A 16,906-nucleotide genomic window follows, 5' to 3' on the forward strand; every position below is an offset into this window, starting at 1 on the left:
TTTATTTAAGTTATTTACAAATTTTTAAATGTAGACATTACATATTCACGGGCGCTTTTATGATCGACGATAGGTTCTGGATAGTCCTCGCCTAATTTAACCCCCTCTTTCTCAAGTTGCGATTGATGTTTAAGAGGTTCATGTAGCCATTTAGCTGACATATCATCAAGTTCCGGAATATATTTTTTAATGTACAATGCATCTTTATCGAAACGCTCACTTTGTCTTGTTGGGCTAAACATTCTAAAGTATGGTGCAGCATCTGTGCCTGTAGAAGCAGACCACTGCCAACCATGAACATTTGAAGCTGAATCGAAATCAATAAGTTTCTTTCTGAAATAATCTTCTCCCCATGTCCAATCGATAAATAAATCTTTGGTTAGGAATTGTGATACTACCATACGCATACGATTATGCATATAGCCCGTTTCATTTAACTCAGCCATAGCTGCATCTACAATTGGGAAACCTGTTTTCCCTTCATACCAACACTTAAAATCATTTTTATTATATGACCATTTGATCCCACGATATTTTTCATTAAAAGCTTCATGTGCCGTGTTGGGATATTGTGTCATTAACACATAATAAAATTCACGGAACATCAATTCTCGAATGAACTTTTCAATATTGCTCTCATCTTCTTCATAACTTTCAAGCAACTCAGTGATAATCTGTTTAATATCAATTAGTCCGTAAGCTAATACGATACTTAATTGACTTGTTAACACTTCAGGTAAATACTCCCTATTTGAATCGTAATTTTGAATATCATTTTCTAGAAAGCCATGCCATTGATTTAATGCTTGTGCTTCAGATAAACCATCATTTGAATGAACTTTTTTTAGTGTTTGTTGGAACTTAGCACACAACTTTGCAATATCTTTGAGATTGTAGTCGTAAGCTGAGTGTTGACGAAGACTAGAACGATGCGCTTTATAAAAGCTCGTAAACACTTTATAAGGCGCGCCTTGTTTGTTCATTGTCGTACTTGGTTTAAAATAATGATTCGCTCGTAAAGTAACCACCGAAATATCATATTTTTTGAATACTTTTTTTAAGTGGTGAATATCATAACTTTCTTGATGATAACTCATAATATCTCCTGCTATGACCACTTCTTCAATATGCTTCTCCTTGCAAAAATCCCCTAATTCGCTGTATTCAATTAAGAATGGTTCAATATCACGCTTTTTTAATTCTGTTAAAAATTTTTCCAACACACCATAATAAAAATTACGTTTCATTTTAGTGCCATTTTCCTCAAATATTTCCTGAGGAATAATTAAATAGCATTGATCTATATCATTCTGTTGCTGACTTATGTATTCAAGTAATGGATTATTTTGAGTTCGAAAAACCCTATTAAGTATTACTCCTACATTCATCGTTTCACTCCTCATTTAGTATCTATTGTTTTTACCCATTTTCAAGAAAATAAAAAACTTTGCAATGCTTTGATGTACATCACAAAGTTTTCATTATCTCGATTTAATTATCCAAAAATTTCACGATTTAATCCAAAAACATATAATAATGTAAAGAATACTGCTGCACTTAAAATCGTTAAAATCAATGTTAAAATCAGTGTTCGTTTAAACTTATTTATAAATGCGATAAATAACATGCCTAGATTATAAGCAAAGAAAAGACCAAATAACGCCATTGTTACTTTTATATTAGTATAAAATATGTTCAGTAATAAAATTATAATTGCAAAAACGACATATGGAATCGTTATCCATTTAAATTCAAAACGAATTTGTTTTGTACGTTTATCTTCATTATTCATGCATAAACCCTCCTTTTTACATTATAAGACATAATCCAAATTCCTCATATATATTACATGTGACAAAGTCTTAACATTCACTGGGGCTTACTTTAAGTAAACTGAATCATTTCTAACTGATTTCGCAATCTATTGATGTCTAATCCTTCTCCAATAATTACAATTGTTAATGGTACATTTTTATCAATCACCCCATAATCTGGTAAACCCATGGAATATTGAAATTCGTACGTCGCCTCAGGTAAATCTCTAAATTTCACAAAACCTTTTAATCGCAAGACATTGTCAGGTAATCTTAAAATAAATCGGTAAAATAGTTGACGGTCTATAGCAGAAGTAAAGGTATATTGCATCGATTGAATGTGATAATGATGAGTATGGTGATGAGATTTTGACGAGGGCTGCATATGTCCTTTTAATTCCTCATCGTTTACCTGACTATACGTTGTACTAATAAGTAACGCTTCGGAATTAAGACGACTTAACTCTTCTTTACTATTTTTCAGTGTTTCTTCTTCTACTAAATCGGTTTTATTAAGTATAATCACATCACTATATGCAATTTGTTCTTCCATTAAACTTATAGTCGAGTCAGTATAGTTATCTTTTTTTGAAAAGCGTTGCGCATCCACTAGGCCAATAATTTGAGGCGTTTGAACATCTCTAATAATACTTGGATCTTGGCAAGCAGTAAAAATCTCTAACGGGTGTGCAATACCTGTTGCTTCTATAACTATGTGTTGCATTTCCTTTTGGCGAACTAGTAAATTCAATTGATTTACTAAATCATTATTTAAATCACAACATACGCAACCATTAATTAAAGATTTAACTGACACATCTTCTCCAACTAATAAACTATCGACATCAAATTGCCCAAATTCATTCATTATAATAGTAACTTTCTCATCTTTTTTTAATAATTGGTCTATATAATACTTTAAGAATGTAGTTTTGCCACTTCCTAAAAAGCCGCTAATAATTGTAATAGATATTTTTTCATTTTTATTATTTATCATTTTTAAAACTCTTTTCTATTTAAAAAATATTTGAAATTGATAATATAAGTATATGCTTTAGATTACACTTGATTAAAATAGAATTATCTTCTAAAATTTAAGCATACTTTAATTTTAGCATGGCATTGAAACGAAGTGTGTTGCAAGTTATATTTTACACAACATAGACGAAATTTAATCCGAAACATAGAGAGACGGATGGAATGTCTGGAGGAGAACTTTAATGTCTGAACAACATAATTTAAAAGAGCAACTATGCTTTAGTTTGTACAATGCACAAAGACAAGTTAATCGCTACTATTCAAACAAAGTCTTTAAAAAGTACAACCTTACTTACCCACAATTTTTAGTGTTAAGTATTTTATGGGATGAATCTCCTGTAAATGTTAAAAAGGTAGTTACAGAACTCGCTTTAGATACTGGTACAGTATCACCTTTATTAAAAAGAATGGAACACGTTGATTTAATTAAACGTGAACGTTCTGAAGTCGATCAACGTGAAGTATTCATTCATCTTACTGAAAAAAGTGAACAAATTAAACCTGAATTAAGCGATGCATCTAAAAAAGTTGCTACCGCATCTTCTTTAAGTACTGATGAAGTGAAAGAACTTAATCGTCTATTAGGCAAAGTCATCGATGCCTTTACTGAAAACAAATAAATGACATGCTAATACAACTCTAATTAAAGTTATATATTTCGAAACAATTATATATATTTATCAATAACGAAAAACCTGAGATATCTCAATATAATAGATATCTCAGTTTTTTCGTTTTAATTGATATTTAAGTTAGAAATCCCAAATATAGACAATAAATGACGTTGTTTAATGCTCTAGAAATAAAGGTTATTGATGAATCTAAGCACCTATACGCTTAAGTAAGTAGTTCTAGTGATTAAAATCAAAGAACTACTTCTCGTTTTTTATTTATCATTTTCTTTGATCAAACGACTTAAATAACTATCCCTTTCAACTAGTGCATCATAACTGCCTTGTTCAATCACTTGTCCATCAATCATCACAACAATTTTATCAAAACGCGATAGTAACGCTATATCGTGCGTAGCAATTACCAGTGTTTTCGAATATTGGTTCACCAAACGCATCATATTTTCAGTATTCTCTTCATCTAATGCTGTTGTTGGTTCATCTAATATCCACACATCTACTTTTTTTAAGAGTAAGCGCGCAAGCGCTAAGCGTTGAATTTCTCCTCCAGATAATGTATGCCCATCAAGCGTAAGATGTTGATCTAATTTCAAATGTCCAAGATTCACTTGTTCTAATGCTTGCAGTAATGTCTCATCTTTTTCCTCTGAGAATAAATTCTCACGAATGGTACCATCAAATAGCTGTTGTGTTTGCAATAACACATTAAGTTCATTATAGCGTGTTTCTTCTGTGATATCCGTTACTGTCTGGCCATAAAGTTTAACGTCACCACGTGGTATATCATATAAACCACTTAGAATTTGGAGTAAAGTACTTTTACCAGAACCAGACGGACCGATAATAGCCACTTTTTCTCCCTTATTGACAGTTAAATTAATATTATTTAATACCGGCGTCTCTTGATAGAGATAATTAAAAGTTAAATCCTCAACTTCAAATACGTTTCCATTTCTAGAGTTAATATCAGATGATGATGTAGTAGTTGGATATGACAAGACATCGTTTAAATCAGCCAAGGCTTCATCGGTATCAGCTTTATAATATGCAAAGTTACTCATAGGCACGGTTTGTTCAAATAGCGTCAATACCATTAATACGATACTTGTTAAATAGATAACATTGAGCTGACCGTTCCCCACTTGTATTACACCAAATGCAAAACTGACAAATAGAGCTAACATCGCAAGTATATTTAATATATAATCATACAACGTTAAGAAGCGCGCCTCCTTCGCTTGCAACTTATCATACTTATTCAATGATTCGAGCACATTTTGACGATACGCTTCAGTTTGATTAAAACGATTTAATTCTTCATAACCTTCTTTATAGTCATAAAACTTTGCTAAAGTATCTTGTTGTTGAAGTGCAACTTGTTGTTTCAATGTACGTGCACGTTTCGCACTAAGCCACGGCACAATCCATAATGAACACAACATACTAATCACAATAATAATCGTATGTGCAACGCTAAAATAAATCAGCGTTATAGCTGCAATGATTGCTGTAAATCCGATCACTATTGGCGGATAATACACGCGTAAATAAATATTTTGAAGTGCTTCTACTTTACTAATCATTTTAGAAATAAGGTCACTTGATTTATATTTACGATAAATATTCGGTACACGTGGAATTAAGTGCTGTAATAATTGTACCCTCACATCGCGTAGCATTGTAAATGTTGTGCGATGTGATAATAAGCGTTCTCCATAACGGGCAATGGCACGTAAGAAACCAAATAATTTTACGGATACAACGAGTACCATCAATGCATATAATGGTGCTCCTAGTGCACTGTGAGTGACCATATAACCACTTAAAAAGAACATGGCTAATGCTACTAAACTTCCTACTATACCTGTTAATATCGCTAATATTAAATCTTTATCAGGTCGAAATTGAATACGTGGTTTCATCGTTGCTCACCACCTTTTGAGTAACTAACTGAAATCTCATGATCATCTTTTATAAGTCGCCCATTTTCAATAAATAAACGACGTGTTGCTTGGCGAATCGTAGACGTTCGATGCGCAACTATAATCATTGTTGTATGTTCGAAATATTGAGCAATGGTTTGTTGAATCACTCTTTCAGTGTCTAAATCTAAACCTGTCGTTGGCTCATCAAAGACGACGATATCTGGATTAGTTAATAACACACGCGATAATTCGAGACGGCGCATTTGCCCTCCAGATAACATTTCGCCACCTTCCCCGATAGGCGTATGAATGCCTTGTGCTAAGCTTTGAACTTTATCTTTAAGTCCCACCCTTTCTAACACTTCAAGAATCGCTTCATCTTCAACTTCTTTAAACATCGCAACATTTTCTTTTATTGTTGCTGAAAAAAGATATGGATGTTGACTTAGCATGCCTATATTCGACACATCATCGTTAAATGTCACATTTCCATTCGTCGGTTTGAGCGATTGGGTGAGTAGTCGCGCTAGTGTTGTTTTACCTGCCCCACTTGGGCCTACGATGGCGATTTTTTCGCCTTGATTAATCGTTAATGTAACGTCTTTGATAGCAAATGTACCGGTGTCAGGATATTGATAATGTACATCTGTCATCTTTATTTGAGGCGTTTGTGTAGGTATGATTTCTGGGGTGCTGTTTGGTTCTGCATTGTCAGAAGCTAAAAATTCAAATACGATATCGCTTGCACCTTCACTTTGTTTGCCGGTATGGAACGCTTGGCCTAAATCTTTGATGGCATTGTAAAATTCAGGCGCTAAGATAATCGCAATGGCGGCTATTTTAAAATTAATGTGGTGAAAGACGACGAGGCTCAAAGCCGCTTCTAGAGCTACTAATCCGATGCCAAGCATGCTAATAAATTCGAGCATAAGGCCTGAGAGGAAAGCACTACGTAGAATTCGCATCGTTAAATCTCTAAATTGTGTGCTATCTTTATAAATTTGAGATTCTGTGTGTTGCGTTCGTTTAAATAACTTTAGTGTGATGAGGCCTTGTGCTACGTTTAAAAATCTTTGGCTAAATTGGTTAAGATGTGTCATTTGATCTTTGGATTCATCTCGTGTCTTCAGTCCAAAAATAATATAAAATAGTGGAATAAACGGCGCTGTCACAATCATGATAAGCGCTGTGTTTAAATGAATAAAACACATGGCTAAGATAATAATGAATGGTATCATCATTGATTTAAAGACTTGGGGTAAATAACTTTTGAAAAATGGTGCTAAGCCATCAATCGTTTCTGTCAGAATGTTAATTTGTGTACCAATAGCGACAGATGATGACTGTTTGAATAACACTTGTTCTCTAAGCTGATGTTTTACTTTAGTTGCTAATCTATCTCCTAAACGTAAATTAATCGTATTTAAAGTGGCTCTTAAGATAAGTACGACTAAAATCAGTAATAATAATGAATAAATAGAGGTATGCTGGTGATAAAGCATGCGATTTAAAAATTCAGCAATACTAATATTTTGTATTACTACGCTAATAGCGAGTAACAAACTGATTATTCCCATTAAAAATGGAAATGTTTTATATATAAAGACTAAATTCATTAGTTTTTTCATTTTAACTTCACCTAATTTACTATTATAAGAACTTATTACCTATTTATCATTTAATTAAATTCGAAAAATTAGTGACAACCTACATGATTAATAATATAAAATGATGTGGTTTTTAGTATGAAATATATGCACATTTCATACTTTAGGCTGTTGTAGTGAATAGGCCATTAAATATAAATTATTAAATGGGTATTTAAAATATTTTGTAGCAAAATGACAAATTAAACGTCACACTTTCATTTTAATAAATTACTTTCTCTTTCTATTTTTTATGGTGATTATAGGGTTCTACTTTAATATCATTAGCAAAGCTTTAATTTAATATGATATTATAATAAAGTGAATTTTGACAACAATATATTTTAAGACTACAAAAATTTAATTTTTCAATAAAAGAAAGAGGTTACTTATGATTATTATTGAGTTTATCAAAGCTTTAATCCTAGGTATCGTTGAAGGTTTAACCGAGTTTGCGCCAGTATCTTCAACGGGACATATGATTCTTGTCGATGATATGTGGTTAAAATCAACTGAATTTCTAGGTTCTCATTCAGCTTTCACTTTCAAAGTTGTAATTCAATTAGGTTCTGTATTTGCGGCAGCTTGGGTCTTCCGTGAGCGTTATTTCGAAATGTTACATATTGGTAAATATAGACATTCTTCTATTAATGAAGAATTCCGTTCTAAACCACGTCGTTTGAACTTATTACACGTATTAGTTGGGATGATTCCAGCAGGTATTTTAGGTGTCTTATTCGACGACTTTATTGAAGAGCATCTATTCAGTGTTCCAACTGTTATGATTGGTTTATTCCTTGGTGCCATTTACATGATTGTAGCAGATAGATTTAGCACTAAAGTTAAGAACCCACAAACTGTGGACCAAATTACTTATCTTCAAGCATTCGTCATTGGTATTTCACAAGCAGTAGCAATGTGGCCTGGTTTCAGTCGTTCTGGTTCTACAATTTCAACAGGTGTACTTATGAAATTAGACCATAAATCGGCTTCAGATTTCACATTTATTATGGCTGTACCAATTATGTTAGCAGCAAGTGCATTATCATTAGTTAAAAACATTCAATACATTGAACTTGCACATATTCCATTCTATTTAATCGGATTCTTAGCTGCATTCATTGTTGGTTTAATCGCAATCAAAACATTCTTACACTTAATTAATAAAGTTAAATTAATTCCGTTTGCGATTTATCGAATTGTCTTAGTTATCTTTATCGCAATTCTTTATTTCGGGTTCGGAATTGGTAAACAAATTTAATATTTAATAGATGCGAGGACAAGAAATTTATTTTTTAAAAATAATTTCTTGTCTTCTTTTTTAAATTAAAAGCTTGTATTTCAGCAAGTATTCCCACTAGTGCCCCCGTTTACTTTCATGTATCATAGGGTATTGAAGGGATATAGTAAAATTAATGGAGGCAACGAGTATGGACAAAAAAACAATCATTAAAACAACGATTAATGTATTACCAATTTTCCTTGTGCCACTAGTTGTGGAACGTAAACGTATTAAGTCTCATCCTGATGTTCAAAAAGCTTCACACGCTACGTCAAATGCTTCTCATGCGATTGCTGATAAAGCTTCAGATGTTAAAGATTATTTTGGTGATAAAAAACAAGAATTCGATAATAAACGTGAATTGAAAAAAATTGCGAAAGAAAATGATCCAAATTACATTAAGAAAAAAGGCGAAAAATTAGCGAAGAAAAATCGTAAAGAAGCTGACAAAATGGATAAAAAGCTTCAAAAAAATATCGATCAACGTCGTAAAGAAGAAGACAAAGAACGTGAAAAAAATGAAAAGCAACGTGTTAAAGACTTGAAAAAAACTCAAAAGTATCAAGAAAAAGTGGGCTTAACACCTGGTAAACTTGATGATGAAACTGAGAAAAAAGGCGAAAAGTTAGAAAAAGAAAATAAAAAAGAAGTTAATAAATTAGACAAAAAGCTTCAAAAAAGTATTGATAAACGTCATAAAGAAGAGAAGAAACTTCAAAAGCAACAAGAAAAAGCACGCGTCAAAGAAATGAAAAAACTTAAAGATTATGAAGCTGATAGTGTAACAACTCAAAATAAACAAGAAGATTATACTAATGCATAATTTTATGACAACAATATTTATTGATGGCGATGCTTGTCCAGTAGTTGACTCAGTTATTGAACTCACTACTGGGACAGGCATTTTTGTTACGATTTTACGAAGTTTTAGTCACTTTTCAAATAAGGTTTATCCTGAACATGTAAAGACATTGTACATAGATGATGGTCCTGATGCCGTAGATTATAAAATCATTCAACTAGCGACCTCAAATGATGTGGTTATTACGCAGGATTATGGGCTAGCTAGTTTACTATTATCTAAAGTTCGATTGGTGATGCATCATAAAGGAGATATATATAATAACCAAAATATAGATATATTATTACAACAACGTTATAATAACGCACTTATTAGAAATCAGGGTGGTCGACATAAAGGGCCTCCCCCATTTTCAAAAGAAGATAAGAAACAATTTAGATTAGCATTTAATCAAGTTATTCAACAGTTGAAGGAGGATACAATATGAAACGTATTGCGGTATATTGTGGTGCAAGTAAGGGAAATGATCCTATTTACGTTGAAGAAGCTTATAAATTCGGAAAATATATGGCAGAACAAGGTTATGAGTTGGTGTTTGGTGCGGGTTCAGTAGGAATTATGGGCGCTATTCAAGATGGTGTCTTAGATCATGGTGGGCACGCGATTGGTGTTATGCCTAAAATGTTAGATGAACGTGAAATTACGAGTCAAAAAGTAAGTGAATTGATTCTAGTAGATTCTATGCATCAACGTAAAGAAAAAATGACAGAATTAGCGGATGCTTTTGTAATGGCGCCTGGGGGTGCGGGTTCGCTTGAAGAATTTTTCGAAATGTATAGTTGGGCGCAAATAGGTATTCATCAAAAACCTATCGGCATTTTCAATTTAAATGGCTTTTTTGAACCACTTCAACAATTGATTGCTCATATGATTGGTGAAGGCTTTATTGATAAAAAGTATAAGGATTTGGCGCCTCTGTATGATACAAAAGAAGAATTAATTGAAGGTTTACTTAACTATAAACCTTTAGGTGTACGTACATACGACTAATTAGGCAACAATAAGATAAATAATTAAGCGACATTGAGGAAAGATACCACATATCCTGTTCAATGTCGCTTTTTTGGCTATTTTATTAAGTCAATTTTTTATAATAACGAATTTGTCGTTTCAACATATGGTATTTACTTAATTCTGGTAATTCAAAGTTATCATAAAAGGTCATACCAATTTTTTCCATTACTTTTCTTGATGGTAAATTCTCTTCAGCAGTAAAGCTATATATCTCTTTAATTCCTTTTTCTTTTGCAAATTTAAGCACTGCTTCAGCGCCTTCTGTAGCAATGCCATTGCCCCAAACTTCTGGAATAAGACGCCATCCGATTTCATAAAGTGGTAATTCATCGAATGGATATTTGCTATCTTTAGGCAAATAATTTATACCGATATAGCCTAGCCATTCTCCCGTTTCTTTAAGTTCAACTGCGAATAAACCGATGCCTTGTTCCTTAAGTATGTCCTCCATTTTCTTAATGTCTAATTCAGACCGACGATAACTTAATAAGCTTGGGAAATAACGTCTTACTTGTGGATTAGCATTCATTTTCTGAAAAGGTAATAAATCATCTTGCTCCCAATCGCGTAATTTTAATCTTTCTGTTTCAATATAAACTACCATTACGACCACTCCCGTACAGAGAAAATACAATTTTAAAAAAGTGCGATATGGTTGATAAGACCATAACACACTTTATGTATACTTCATTTATTAAACCTTCTGATTAAGCTTTTGAAATATAACTAATAAGTTTAACGTGGACCGGCACTTCTTTTAATCGTGCACGTTGATCTTTCGGTGCGATAAATGTAGCATCTACAAAATCATTGCGATGATTTAATTTAAATGTAGCGACAAACGTATCAGTATCTGATTCAAAGTTTGGTAAATGCGCCACGACGCGTTTAATTTCACCAGTTGAATCTACAATAGTACGGCCAGTAATATTTTCAATCTCATGACCTAATTCAGGTAATGTGATGTCGCGACCTTCTAAAATATGAAAATCTTGTTCATGCATAAGTCATCTCTCCAATATCATTTTATTTAAAAATTGTTGCTAAATTAATATTTTAAATTTATTTATTATGATTATTTCATCAATACATATTCATCATTAATTCATACAATATGCACATATTGTGTACGTTTTGAATGCGTGGGCATTTGAATTACTTTTACCCTACCTCTATTATAATCAAACGTTTTATTTAACTTGGATACATCTCTCACGCTATATTAAAATAACGCATTAGTTTGACATTGTTTCATCATTTTGAGATGAAGTATCTGAAGCATTTTGTTCATTTGAAGCATTATTATATTCAGTTGAGTTACTATCAGTAGTTGAATTTTGAGTAGAATCGCTCATCTCATCGCTACTGTTGTAATTTGAACTATTCGCATTATTATCGTTTTGCGAATTTGAATCCTCATTTGTGGATGTTTCAGATGAATCTCCACTTTGAGCGTCTTGAGATGAATCTGGTTCTGAAGAGTCGTTAGATTTCTTATTTGAATCATTTGATGCATCATTCGAACTATCGCTTTCTTTACTATCATCTTCTTTTTTAGCTGATTCAGTAGCGACCGAATGGTCCACATCTTTTTCTAATTTTTGACGTTGACTATTCAACTTTTCTTTTTGTTTTTCTAACTTTTTTTTCTTATTCTTTAAATCATTATTTTCTTTTTTCAACTGCTTAATATCATTTTCTAATGATGTTCTTTCATCACTCTTACCACATGCAGATAACATGAGTGTTGCAGATAGCAAAAGTACTAACCATTTCTTCATGTTTGTCTCCTTTAACTACAAATCAATACACTTTATTTTAACACGAATTAAACATCTGTTCATTGGATTACCTCAAGTCTTTTCGCATCTTAAGATGACTAACTTCGTACCCTCTCGCTTTATTAATATGAATCATTTCATCATTCTTAGCGTCTACCGTGCCCTCTATCGATGAGGCACCTTGAGTAATAGCCCATCGTTCTAACGTGCGTTTTAATTGGGTTGCATAGCCTTTTCCTCGAAAATGAGGACTCGTATATAACATTTCTGTTATTACTGTATCAAAGCTGCGCTCATAATGTCCCCAAATAAAAGCGATTAATTGTAATCCATTGCTATCATGTTCTACATATATGACGTCATCACTATATTGAAGCCGTCGAACTATCATCTCTTGTCGTAAAGCAATAGACATACGTGTCGCATTATAATCTACTTCACGTTGTTCTAAATAATACTCATGATGTCGCGCAATCGTTTCAATCCACTTTTTATCTTCAATCTTTAACTTTTGCATAAACTTCAGCCTCTATTTTTAGATTATAATCTATACTTAACTATGATATGATTATCCATATTTAACATATATTAATCTATATTTTTAAAATTTAAAAAAGTTTAGACGTTAAGGAGATTGCAAAATGAAATCCACTGCCAAGTTAGCACGTGAAAATAATGTTAAATCATTACGCCTAAATAATACAGATAGAGAAATTTTTGAAAACTATATGACGTATGTTCGTGCTGATTTACGTGTTAATCCGCACGATAGTGAGCTCATGCTTAATCGTATTTTGAAACAGCTACTAGTCGCTGAACAAGAAGGTACATTGGCTTTAGAATATTTCAATCATAATCCAGAAGCCCATGCGAAGAAAGAAATTAAATCATTACCTAATGAAACATTTCAAAATATCTTTAAATACATTTTTCGAAATTTTATGTTCTTAATTGGTATATTTTGTTTCTTTAAAGGGTTTATTGGTTTCTTTATCGGTGGGAACAATAATGATGTGTATTTATATACATTTCCTATCACTGTAATTGCTGGACTATTTATTATATTTTTATTCATTCTCGTAATATTTAAAACAGTCCAGTTACAGAGCTTTAATAATTCTCATTGGATATGGCTGTTTAATTATTGTCTCATTATTTTATTAATTATTGCTTTATTTTACGTTATCTTTATCCCACAATCGTTTTTAAATTTCGGACCTTATATTCGTATTAGCAATTGGGCTTTTATAATTATGTCAATCATTATTACACCCATTGCTTTTTATATTGAACATCATTTTGTCAACCAAGATTCAAATACGGTATTATAAATTGAGCATTGATATAACAGAAGCCCATAAGTGCTAATGCACATTTATGGGCTTTTATTATGAATATCTTTTATATTACCAATTTCAACTTATCCTACAAGCCAAACATCAATAAAGAACCAAATCACCATAATAACCATGATGATGGCTTGTGCTACTGTACTTGCTAAGAAAGCCATCACTGATCCTAAACTTGCTTTCAGTGCTTTTCCAAAATTAAAGTCTTGTAGCAATTCAACGATTAACACCGCTACAAATGGCACTATAATTATTCCAAACGGTGGGAAAACAAAGCATCCTACGATAACGCCAATTAACGCTACATATTCACCCAGCTTAGAACCACCAAAATGCTTTACAAAATATTTGTTCATTAAAAAATCTGATAACAAAATAAAGATTGTAAATATAATCATCGCTACATAGAATATCCACGATAATCCTCTATCATGAAATCCAAATTGATATATTAAAAAGCCAATCCATAATACAAGTACAGAAGGTATAATAGGTTTAATTAATCCAATAAAAGCGATGATAAACGCTAATATAATTAAAATCCATAGTATTGATGCCATTATTTAACTCTCACATCCGCTTCTGTATATTTTTGATCTTTAGTAAATAATATTAAAATCATGCCTAAGAAAATAGACGTCGATGAAACGAAAAAGACATTTTCCAAGCCAACCCAATGACTCATGGCGCCACCTAGTAGATTTCCTAATAATTGGCCTATTACCATTGCATTCGCAAATAGCGTCGACGCATAACCTGGGAAATCAGGTAAAATATCTTGGAAGTAGCTAATACCAAGACCTAAAAGAATAGCTAAAAATAACGCTAAGAAAATTTGTCCAACCATCATCATATAAATATTTTCAAATACACCGATACTAAAGTAAAAGGCACCACCACTAAGCGCACCGATAATCAATAATGTACGTGTTGCAAGTTTCGCTGATAAAATACCTAAAATAACCATGAACGGTACTTCTAAGCCAGCACATAAACTCGCTAATGTTCCTACATATCCTTCTTGTTCTTTTAAATAATTCGTCACAAATAAAGGCATGTTCATTGTATACATCCATTGGCCAATATGTAATAAAATAAAAGCGATAAATGGAATAAAAAGCGTTTTATCTTTCAACATATTTGGTGCCGTTTTTTCAATATTTGTCGTACCACCCACTTGTTCTTGAGGCTTTAGGTTCAAATCTTTATAGAAGAAAACTTGAAGTACTAATGTAAATAAAAGAATAAGGACGGTTCCACCAAACAGACCAGCGTAACCCAAATATTGAATTAAATATGCGCCAATTAATGGACCGAATAAAAATCCAAATGAGAACATAGAACGCAACACGGTGTTTGCAAATTTTGCGTTATTTTTAGACGAGGAAACATTAATAGATTCTCTTGCAGATGCATAAAGTTGAGGCATAGCAGGTGCAAATAATCCTTGGAAAATGGCATATACAATAATAAATAGCCATTCATTATGGATATAAAAATAAATCGAAAAACTGATGGCTCCCATCAATAACGCACTTATAATCAATATTTTCCGGTTTACTTGATGTGTATCGGAAAAGCGCGCTACGATAGAATTCACCGTAAATTGGCTGACTGCTGCTAAAGCAAGTAATAATCCGAATTGGTTAGTAGACATTCCCAATTCTTTTGTGGCAAATAGAACAAAATAAGGAACCGTAATAGCAATTCCCATTCCTAATAACATCATATTTACAACAAATAATTTATAGTTTTTAATATGCAATAATGCTGTAAACATAAACTACACCTCAGTTCTTTGAATCAATTGCAATATTTCGAAACTATTATCGAATAAAGTTCAACATGAGCGTAACAAATGATTCAACTTGTGGAAGCTGTAACATACTACTATCATAGCTCATATAAGTTGAACGAATAAGTGGTTGTGAATCAACGTTAACCTTTTCAAATTCAAATAAATTCTTATCGATATTTTTCATCATGATTTCAGGTAAAATCGTTACACCGACACCACTTACTAACATTTCTTTGCATGTCGCAACTTGATCAACTGTAATAGTAGCATGATAATCTTGACCAAGGTTTTCATTATACCACTCTTTAATCTGACTAATATAAATTGGATCAGCTTGAAATTCTATAAATGGTAGTTTAGATACATCATCACGACGTTCTTTCGGATAAATAAAGTAATGGTCATCATCAAAGAGATGGCTATTTGTCAAATTCATTACTTTATTCCCACGTGTAATCATGACGTGATAATCTCTATGATTCGCTTTAATCTGCTCAGTTGAGCCGACTTGGACTTGTATTTCTACATTTGGAAATTGTGAATTGTATAAGCTAAGCACTTCCGGCAACAAAGTTTGTCCTATTAATGATGAACAACCAATCGAAATTGTCCCGTTAACTTCGCCAATATGAGCTTGCATTTTATCAAAAAACAATCTCTCGCGTTTTAGCATGTCCCGGGCATGTTCGATAATCATTGCCCCCTCTGTCGTCGTAATAAGTTGTTTTTTCGTACGAATAAATATATCTACACCAAATGAATGCTCAATGGCTTTTAAACGCTGTGTCACAGCTGGTTGCGAAATATATAGAATTTCTGCAGCTTTGCGCAACGTTCTCGTCTCATCCAATGTAATTAATAAACGGTAATCTTCTATTTTCATAGCTTCCCCCTACTTCTGTTTATCCACGAATATGGCTATGACTGTTAAGATAATTAATAGCGAAGTCTTTTATATTATTTAAACCACAGATATGAATTACTCTTAAACCTTCACATTAACTCCACATACTCGCCATGTATTCTATTTTGAATATGGTTTATGTGATTTATGTTGTTTAATATGATGTTTATACGTCTTGTGATGGTTGGGTTTGTTTGGTTTATTCAATTTACTCACCATCTTATTGTAACAATACATAATACGCTGATGAACTTCTGAAAAGTTCTCACTGATTTCAATCATTAATTGATGCGCAATCATATAGGCTTCATGATATTGTTTTTTAGTAATTTGTCCGTTTTCTAAAGCCAACATTAAATCATCTTCATCTACGAGTTCATATTCGCCTGTAGAGGGTAAAACTAAAACATCTAGAAATAAATCTAATGTTCTGGCATTCCCTTTTTGTGTAATGTTTTTAATATTAATATCAAAATAATATTCTAACGGTTGACCTTTATCATCAAACATTGCAGTAATGCTATAACGTTTCTTCTCCGGCAAGATTTGTAACCATTGATAATTGTCTTTAGCAACAACTATGTTCTGGCCTACTACCGTCACCTCTAAAGGTTCACGAACCTTTCGCATCGTGACCAAGCCAATAATACCCTTAAATCTATTATTATTTACCTTAACCTCTATATAATCACGTTCTATAAGGCGACGCCAGTGACGTTTATCTATGTATTTTATTTTCATAAAGCCACCAACTCCTTGTCATTATTATATTAAACTGACCTAGTGATGTCATCTTAAGTCGTATGTATTTGTAATTCGCACATATAATCATTAAATTTTTCATATTTATTTTACTACATC

Annotated in this window: 19 protein-coding genes; 6 read left to right on the forward strand and 13 right to left on the reverse strand. The window is 32.4% G+C overall.

Features of this window, described 5'->3' with window-relative positions; translation table 11 throughout:
- Positions 1-14 precede the first annotated feature (14 nt).
- The 3 genes from MT340_RS10500 to MT340_RS10510 all read right to left on the reverse strand — a co-directional run bounded on the left by MT340_RS10500 (position 15) and on the right by MT340_RS10510 (position 2,811).
- The gene (locus MT340_RS10500) at positions 15-1,388 is read right to left on the reverse strand and encodes a cryptochrome/photolyase family protein (protein ID WP_243589903.1); all 1,374 of its coding nucleotides are present in this window, start codon (positions 1,386-1,388) and stop codon (positions 15-17) included.
- A gap of 107 nt (positions 1,389-1,495) precedes the next feature.
- Positions 1,496-1,792 carry a hypothetical protein gene (locus MT340_RS10505; RefSeq protein WP_243589904.1) on the reverse strand — a complete coding sequence of 99 codons (297 nt, stop codon included), beginning with the start codon at positions 1,790-1,792 and terminating at the stop codon, positions 1,496-1,498.
- A 92-nt stretch (positions 1,793-1,884) separates the two neighbouring features.
- Positions 1,885-2,811 (reverse strand): CobW family GTP-binding protein, encoded by a 927-nt coding sequence (locus tag MT340_RS10510; RefSeq protein ID WP_243603853.1) that lies wholly within the window; start codon positions 2,809-2,811, stop codon positions 1,885-1,887.
- Between the two features lie 223 nt (positions 2,812-3,034).
- Between MT340_RS10510 and mgrA the strand changes: the two genes are divergently transcribed.
- Positions 3,035-3,472: a global transcriptional regulator MgrA gene (mgrA, locus tag MT340_RS10515; RefSeq protein WP_243589906.1), complete on the forward strand. Its 438-nt coding sequence runs from the start codon at positions 3,035-3,037 to the stop codon at positions 3,470-3,472.
- A gap of 266 nt (positions 3,473-3,738) precedes the next feature.
- Here mgrA and cydC read toward each other — a convergent pair whose 3' ends face one another.
- The gene (cydC, locus tag MT340_RS10520; RefSeq protein ID WP_243589907.1) at positions 3,739-5,406 is read right to left on the reverse strand and encodes a thiol reductant ABC exporter subunit CydC; all 1,668 of its coding nucleotides are present in this window, start codon (positions 5,404-5,406) and stop codon (positions 3,739-3,741) included.
- The gene (locus tag MT340_RS10525; RefSeq protein WP_243589908.1) at positions 5,403-7,037 is read right to left on the reverse strand and encodes an ABC transporter ATP-binding protein/permease; all 1,635 of its coding nucleotides are present in this window, start codon (positions 7,035-7,037) and stop codon (positions 5,403-5,405) included. Before MT340_RS10525 ends, cydC begins: the two co-directional genes overlap by 4 nt.
- A gap of 409 nt (positions 7,038-7,446) precedes the next feature.
- Here MT340_RS10525 and MT340_RS10530 point away from each other — a divergent pair, with 409 nt between their 5' ends.
- The 4 genes from MT340_RS10530 (at position 7,447) to MT340_RS10545 (ending at position 10,189) form a co-directional block, all read left to right on the forward strand.
- Positions 7,447-8,316 (forward strand): undecaprenyl-diphosphate phosphatase, encoded by an 870-nt coding sequence (locus MT340_RS10530; protein ID WP_243589909.1) that lies wholly within the window; start codon positions 7,447-7,449, stop codon positions 8,314-8,316.
- Between the two features lie 169 nt (positions 8,317-8,485).
- Positions 8,486-9,160: a hypothetical protein gene (locus tag MT340_RS10535; RefSeq protein WP_243603854.1), complete on the forward strand. Its 675-nt coding sequence runs from the start codon at positions 8,486-8,488 to the stop codon at positions 9,158-9,160.
- Positions 9,161-9,164: 4 nt separating this feature from the next.
- Positions 9,165-9,626: a YaiI/YqxD family protein gene (locus MT340_RS10540; RefSeq protein WP_243589911.1), complete on the forward strand. Its 462-nt coding sequence runs from the start codon at positions 9,165-9,167 to the stop codon at positions 9,624-9,626.
- Positions 9,623-10,189, forward strand: a complete 567-nt coding sequence (locus MT340_RS10545) for an LOG family protein (protein WP_243589912.1) — start codon at positions 9,623-9,625, stop codon at positions 10,187-10,189. Before MT340_RS10540 ends, MT340_RS10545 begins: the two co-directional genes overlap by 4 nt.
- An 85-nt stretch (positions 10,190-10,274) precedes the next feature.
- On the opposite strand, the gene MT340_RS10550 is transcribed toward MT340_RS10545, so the two are convergent.
- The 4 genes from MT340_RS10550 to MT340_RS10565 form a co-directional block, all read right to left on the reverse strand.
- A complete protein-coding gene (locus MT340_RS10550) occupies positions 10,275-10,817 on the reverse strand; it encodes a GNAT family N-acetyltransferase (protein WP_243589913.1) in 543 nt (180 codons plus the stop codon).
- 103 nt (positions 10,818-10,920) lie between these two features.
- The gene (locus tag MT340_RS10555; protein ID WP_243603855.1) at positions 10,921-11,217 is read right to left on the reverse strand and encodes a hypothetical protein; all 297 of its coding nucleotides are present in this window, start codon (positions 11,215-11,217) and stop codon (positions 10,921-10,923) included.
- 231 nt (positions 11,218-11,448) lie between these two features.
- A complete protein-coding gene (locus MT340_RS10560) occupies positions 11,449-11,994 on the reverse strand; it encodes an SA0632 family lipoprotein (protein ID WP_243603856.1) in 546 nt (181 codons plus the stop codon).
- Positions 11,995-12,061: 67 nt separating this feature from the next.
- Positions 12,062-12,511, reverse strand: a complete 450-nt coding sequence (locus MT340_RS10565) for a GNAT family N-acetyltransferase (RefSeq protein WP_243589917.1) — start codon at positions 12,509-12,511, stop codon at positions 12,062-12,064.
- Between the two features lie 124 nt (positions 12,512-12,635).
- Here MT340_RS10565 and MT340_RS10570 point away from each other — a divergent pair, with 124 nt between their 5' ends.
- Positions 12,636-13,325, forward strand: a complete 690-nt coding sequence (locus tag MT340_RS10570) for a DUF1129 family protein (protein WP_243589918.1) — start codon at positions 12,636-12,638, stop codon at positions 13,323-13,325.
- Between the two features lie 89 nt (positions 13,326-13,414).
- Here the strand turns inward: MT340_RS10570 and MT340_RS10575 are convergent, their stop codons facing one another.
- The 4 genes from MT340_RS10575 to MT340_RS10590 form a co-directional block, all read right to left on the reverse strand.
- Complete coding sequence (locus tag MT340_RS10575; protein WP_243589919.1) at positions 13,415-13,903, reverse strand: DUF456 domain-containing protein; 489 nt, start codon at positions 13,901-13,903, stop codon at positions 13,415-13,417.
- Complete coding sequence (locus tag MT340_RS10580) at positions 13,903-15,123, reverse strand: sugar efflux transporter (protein ID WP_243589920.1); 1,221 nt, start codon at positions 15,121-15,123, stop codon at positions 13,903-13,905. Before MT340_RS10580 ends, MT340_RS10575 begins: the two co-directional genes overlap by 1 nt.
- A 46-nt stretch (positions 15,124-15,169) precedes the next feature.
- Positions 15,170-16,024: a LysR family transcriptional regulator gene (locus tag MT340_RS10585; protein WP_243589921.1), complete on the reverse strand. Its 855-nt coding sequence runs from the start codon at positions 16,022-16,024 to the stop codon at positions 15,170-15,172.
- 141 nt (positions 16,025-16,165) lie between these two features.
- The gene (locus MT340_RS10590) at positions 16,166-16,786 is read right to left on the reverse strand and encodes a ribonuclease FAU-1 family protein (RefSeq protein ID WP_243589922.1); all 621 of its coding nucleotides are present in this window, start codon (positions 16,784-16,786) and stop codon (positions 16,166-16,168) included.
- Between the last annotated feature and the right edge of the window lie 120 nt (positions 16,787-16,906).

It is taken from the genome of Staphylococcus sp. NRL 16/872 (genome assembly GCF_022815905.2).
In the GTDB taxonomy this organism is placed as follows: Bacteria; Bacillota; Bacilli; order Staphylococcales; family Staphylococcaceae; genus Staphylococcus.

Excerpts from the sequence above, each read along its gene's own strand:
- MT340_RS10500 (WP_243589903.1), bottom strand. The coding sequence starts at position 1,388 with ATGAATGTAGGAGTAATACTTAATAGGGTTTTTCGAACTCAAAATAAT.
- MT340_RS10505 (WP_243589904.1), bottom strand. The coding sequence starts at position 1,792 with ATGAATAATGAAGATAAACGTACAAAACAAATTCGTTTTGAATTTAAA.
- MT340_RS10510 (WP_243603853.1), bottom strand. The coding sequence starts at position 2,811 with ATGATAAATAATAAAAATGAAAAAATATCTATTACAATTATTAGCGGC.
- mgrA (WP_243589906.1), top strand. The coding sequence starts at position 3,035 with ATGTCTGAACAACATAATTTAAAAGAGCAACTATGCTTTAGTTTGTAC.
- cydC (WP_243589907.1), bottom strand. The coding sequence starts at position 5,406 with ATGAAACCACGTATTCAATTTCGACCTGATAAAGATTTAATATTAGCG.
- MT340_RS10525 (WP_243589908.1), bottom strand. The coding sequence starts at position 7,037 with ATGAAAAAACTAATGAATTTAGTCTTTATATATAAAACATTTCCATTT.
- MT340_RS10530 (WP_243589909.1), top strand. The coding sequence starts at position 7,447 with ATGATTATTATTGAGTTTATCAAAGCTTTAATCCTAGGTATCGTTGAA.
- MT340_RS10535 (WP_243603854.1), top strand. The coding sequence starts at position 8,486 with ATGGACAAAAAAACAATCATTAAAACAACGATTAATGTATTACCAATT.
- MT340_RS10540 (WP_243589911.1), top strand. The coding sequence starts at position 9,165 with ATGACAACAATATTTATTGATGGCGATGCTTGTCCAGTAGTTGACTCA.
- MT340_RS10545 (WP_243589912.1), top strand. The coding sequence starts at position 9,623 with ATGAAACGTATTGCGGTATATTGTGGTGCAAGTAAGGGAAATGATCCT.
- MT340_RS10550 (WP_243589913.1), bottom strand. The coding sequence starts at position 10,817 with ATGGTAGTTTATATTGAAACAGAAAGATTAAAATTACGCGATTGGGAG.
- MT340_RS10555 (WP_243603855.1), bottom strand. The coding sequence starts at position 11,217 with ATGCATGAACAAGATTTTCATATTTTAGAAGGTCGCGACATCACATTA.
- MT340_RS10560 (WP_243603856.1), bottom strand. The coding sequence starts at position 11,994 with ATGAAGAAATGGTTAGTACTTTTGCTATCTGCAACACTCATGTTATCT.
- MT340_RS10565 (WP_243589917.1), bottom strand. The coding sequence starts at position 12,511 with ATGCAAAAGTTAAAGATTGAAGATAAAAAGTGGATTGAAACGATTGCG.
- MT340_RS10570 (WP_243589918.1), top strand. The coding sequence starts at position 12,636 with ATGAAATCCACTGCCAAGTTAGCACGTGAAAATAATGTTAAATCATTA.
- MT340_RS10575 (WP_243589919.1), bottom strand. The coding sequence starts at position 13,903 with ATGGCATCAATACTATGGATTTTAATTATATTAGCGTTTATCATCGCT.
- MT340_RS10580 (WP_243589920.1), bottom strand. The coding sequence starts at position 15,123 with ATGTTTACAGCATTATTGCATATTAAAAACTATAAATTATTTGTTGTA.
- MT340_RS10585 (WP_243589921.1), bottom strand. The coding sequence starts at position 16,024 with ATGAAAATAGAAGATTACCGTTTATTAATTACATTGGATGAGACGAGA.
- MT340_RS10590 (WP_243589922.1), bottom strand. The coding sequence starts at position 16,786 with ATGAAAATAAAATACATAGATAAACGTCACTGGCGTCGCCTTATAGAA.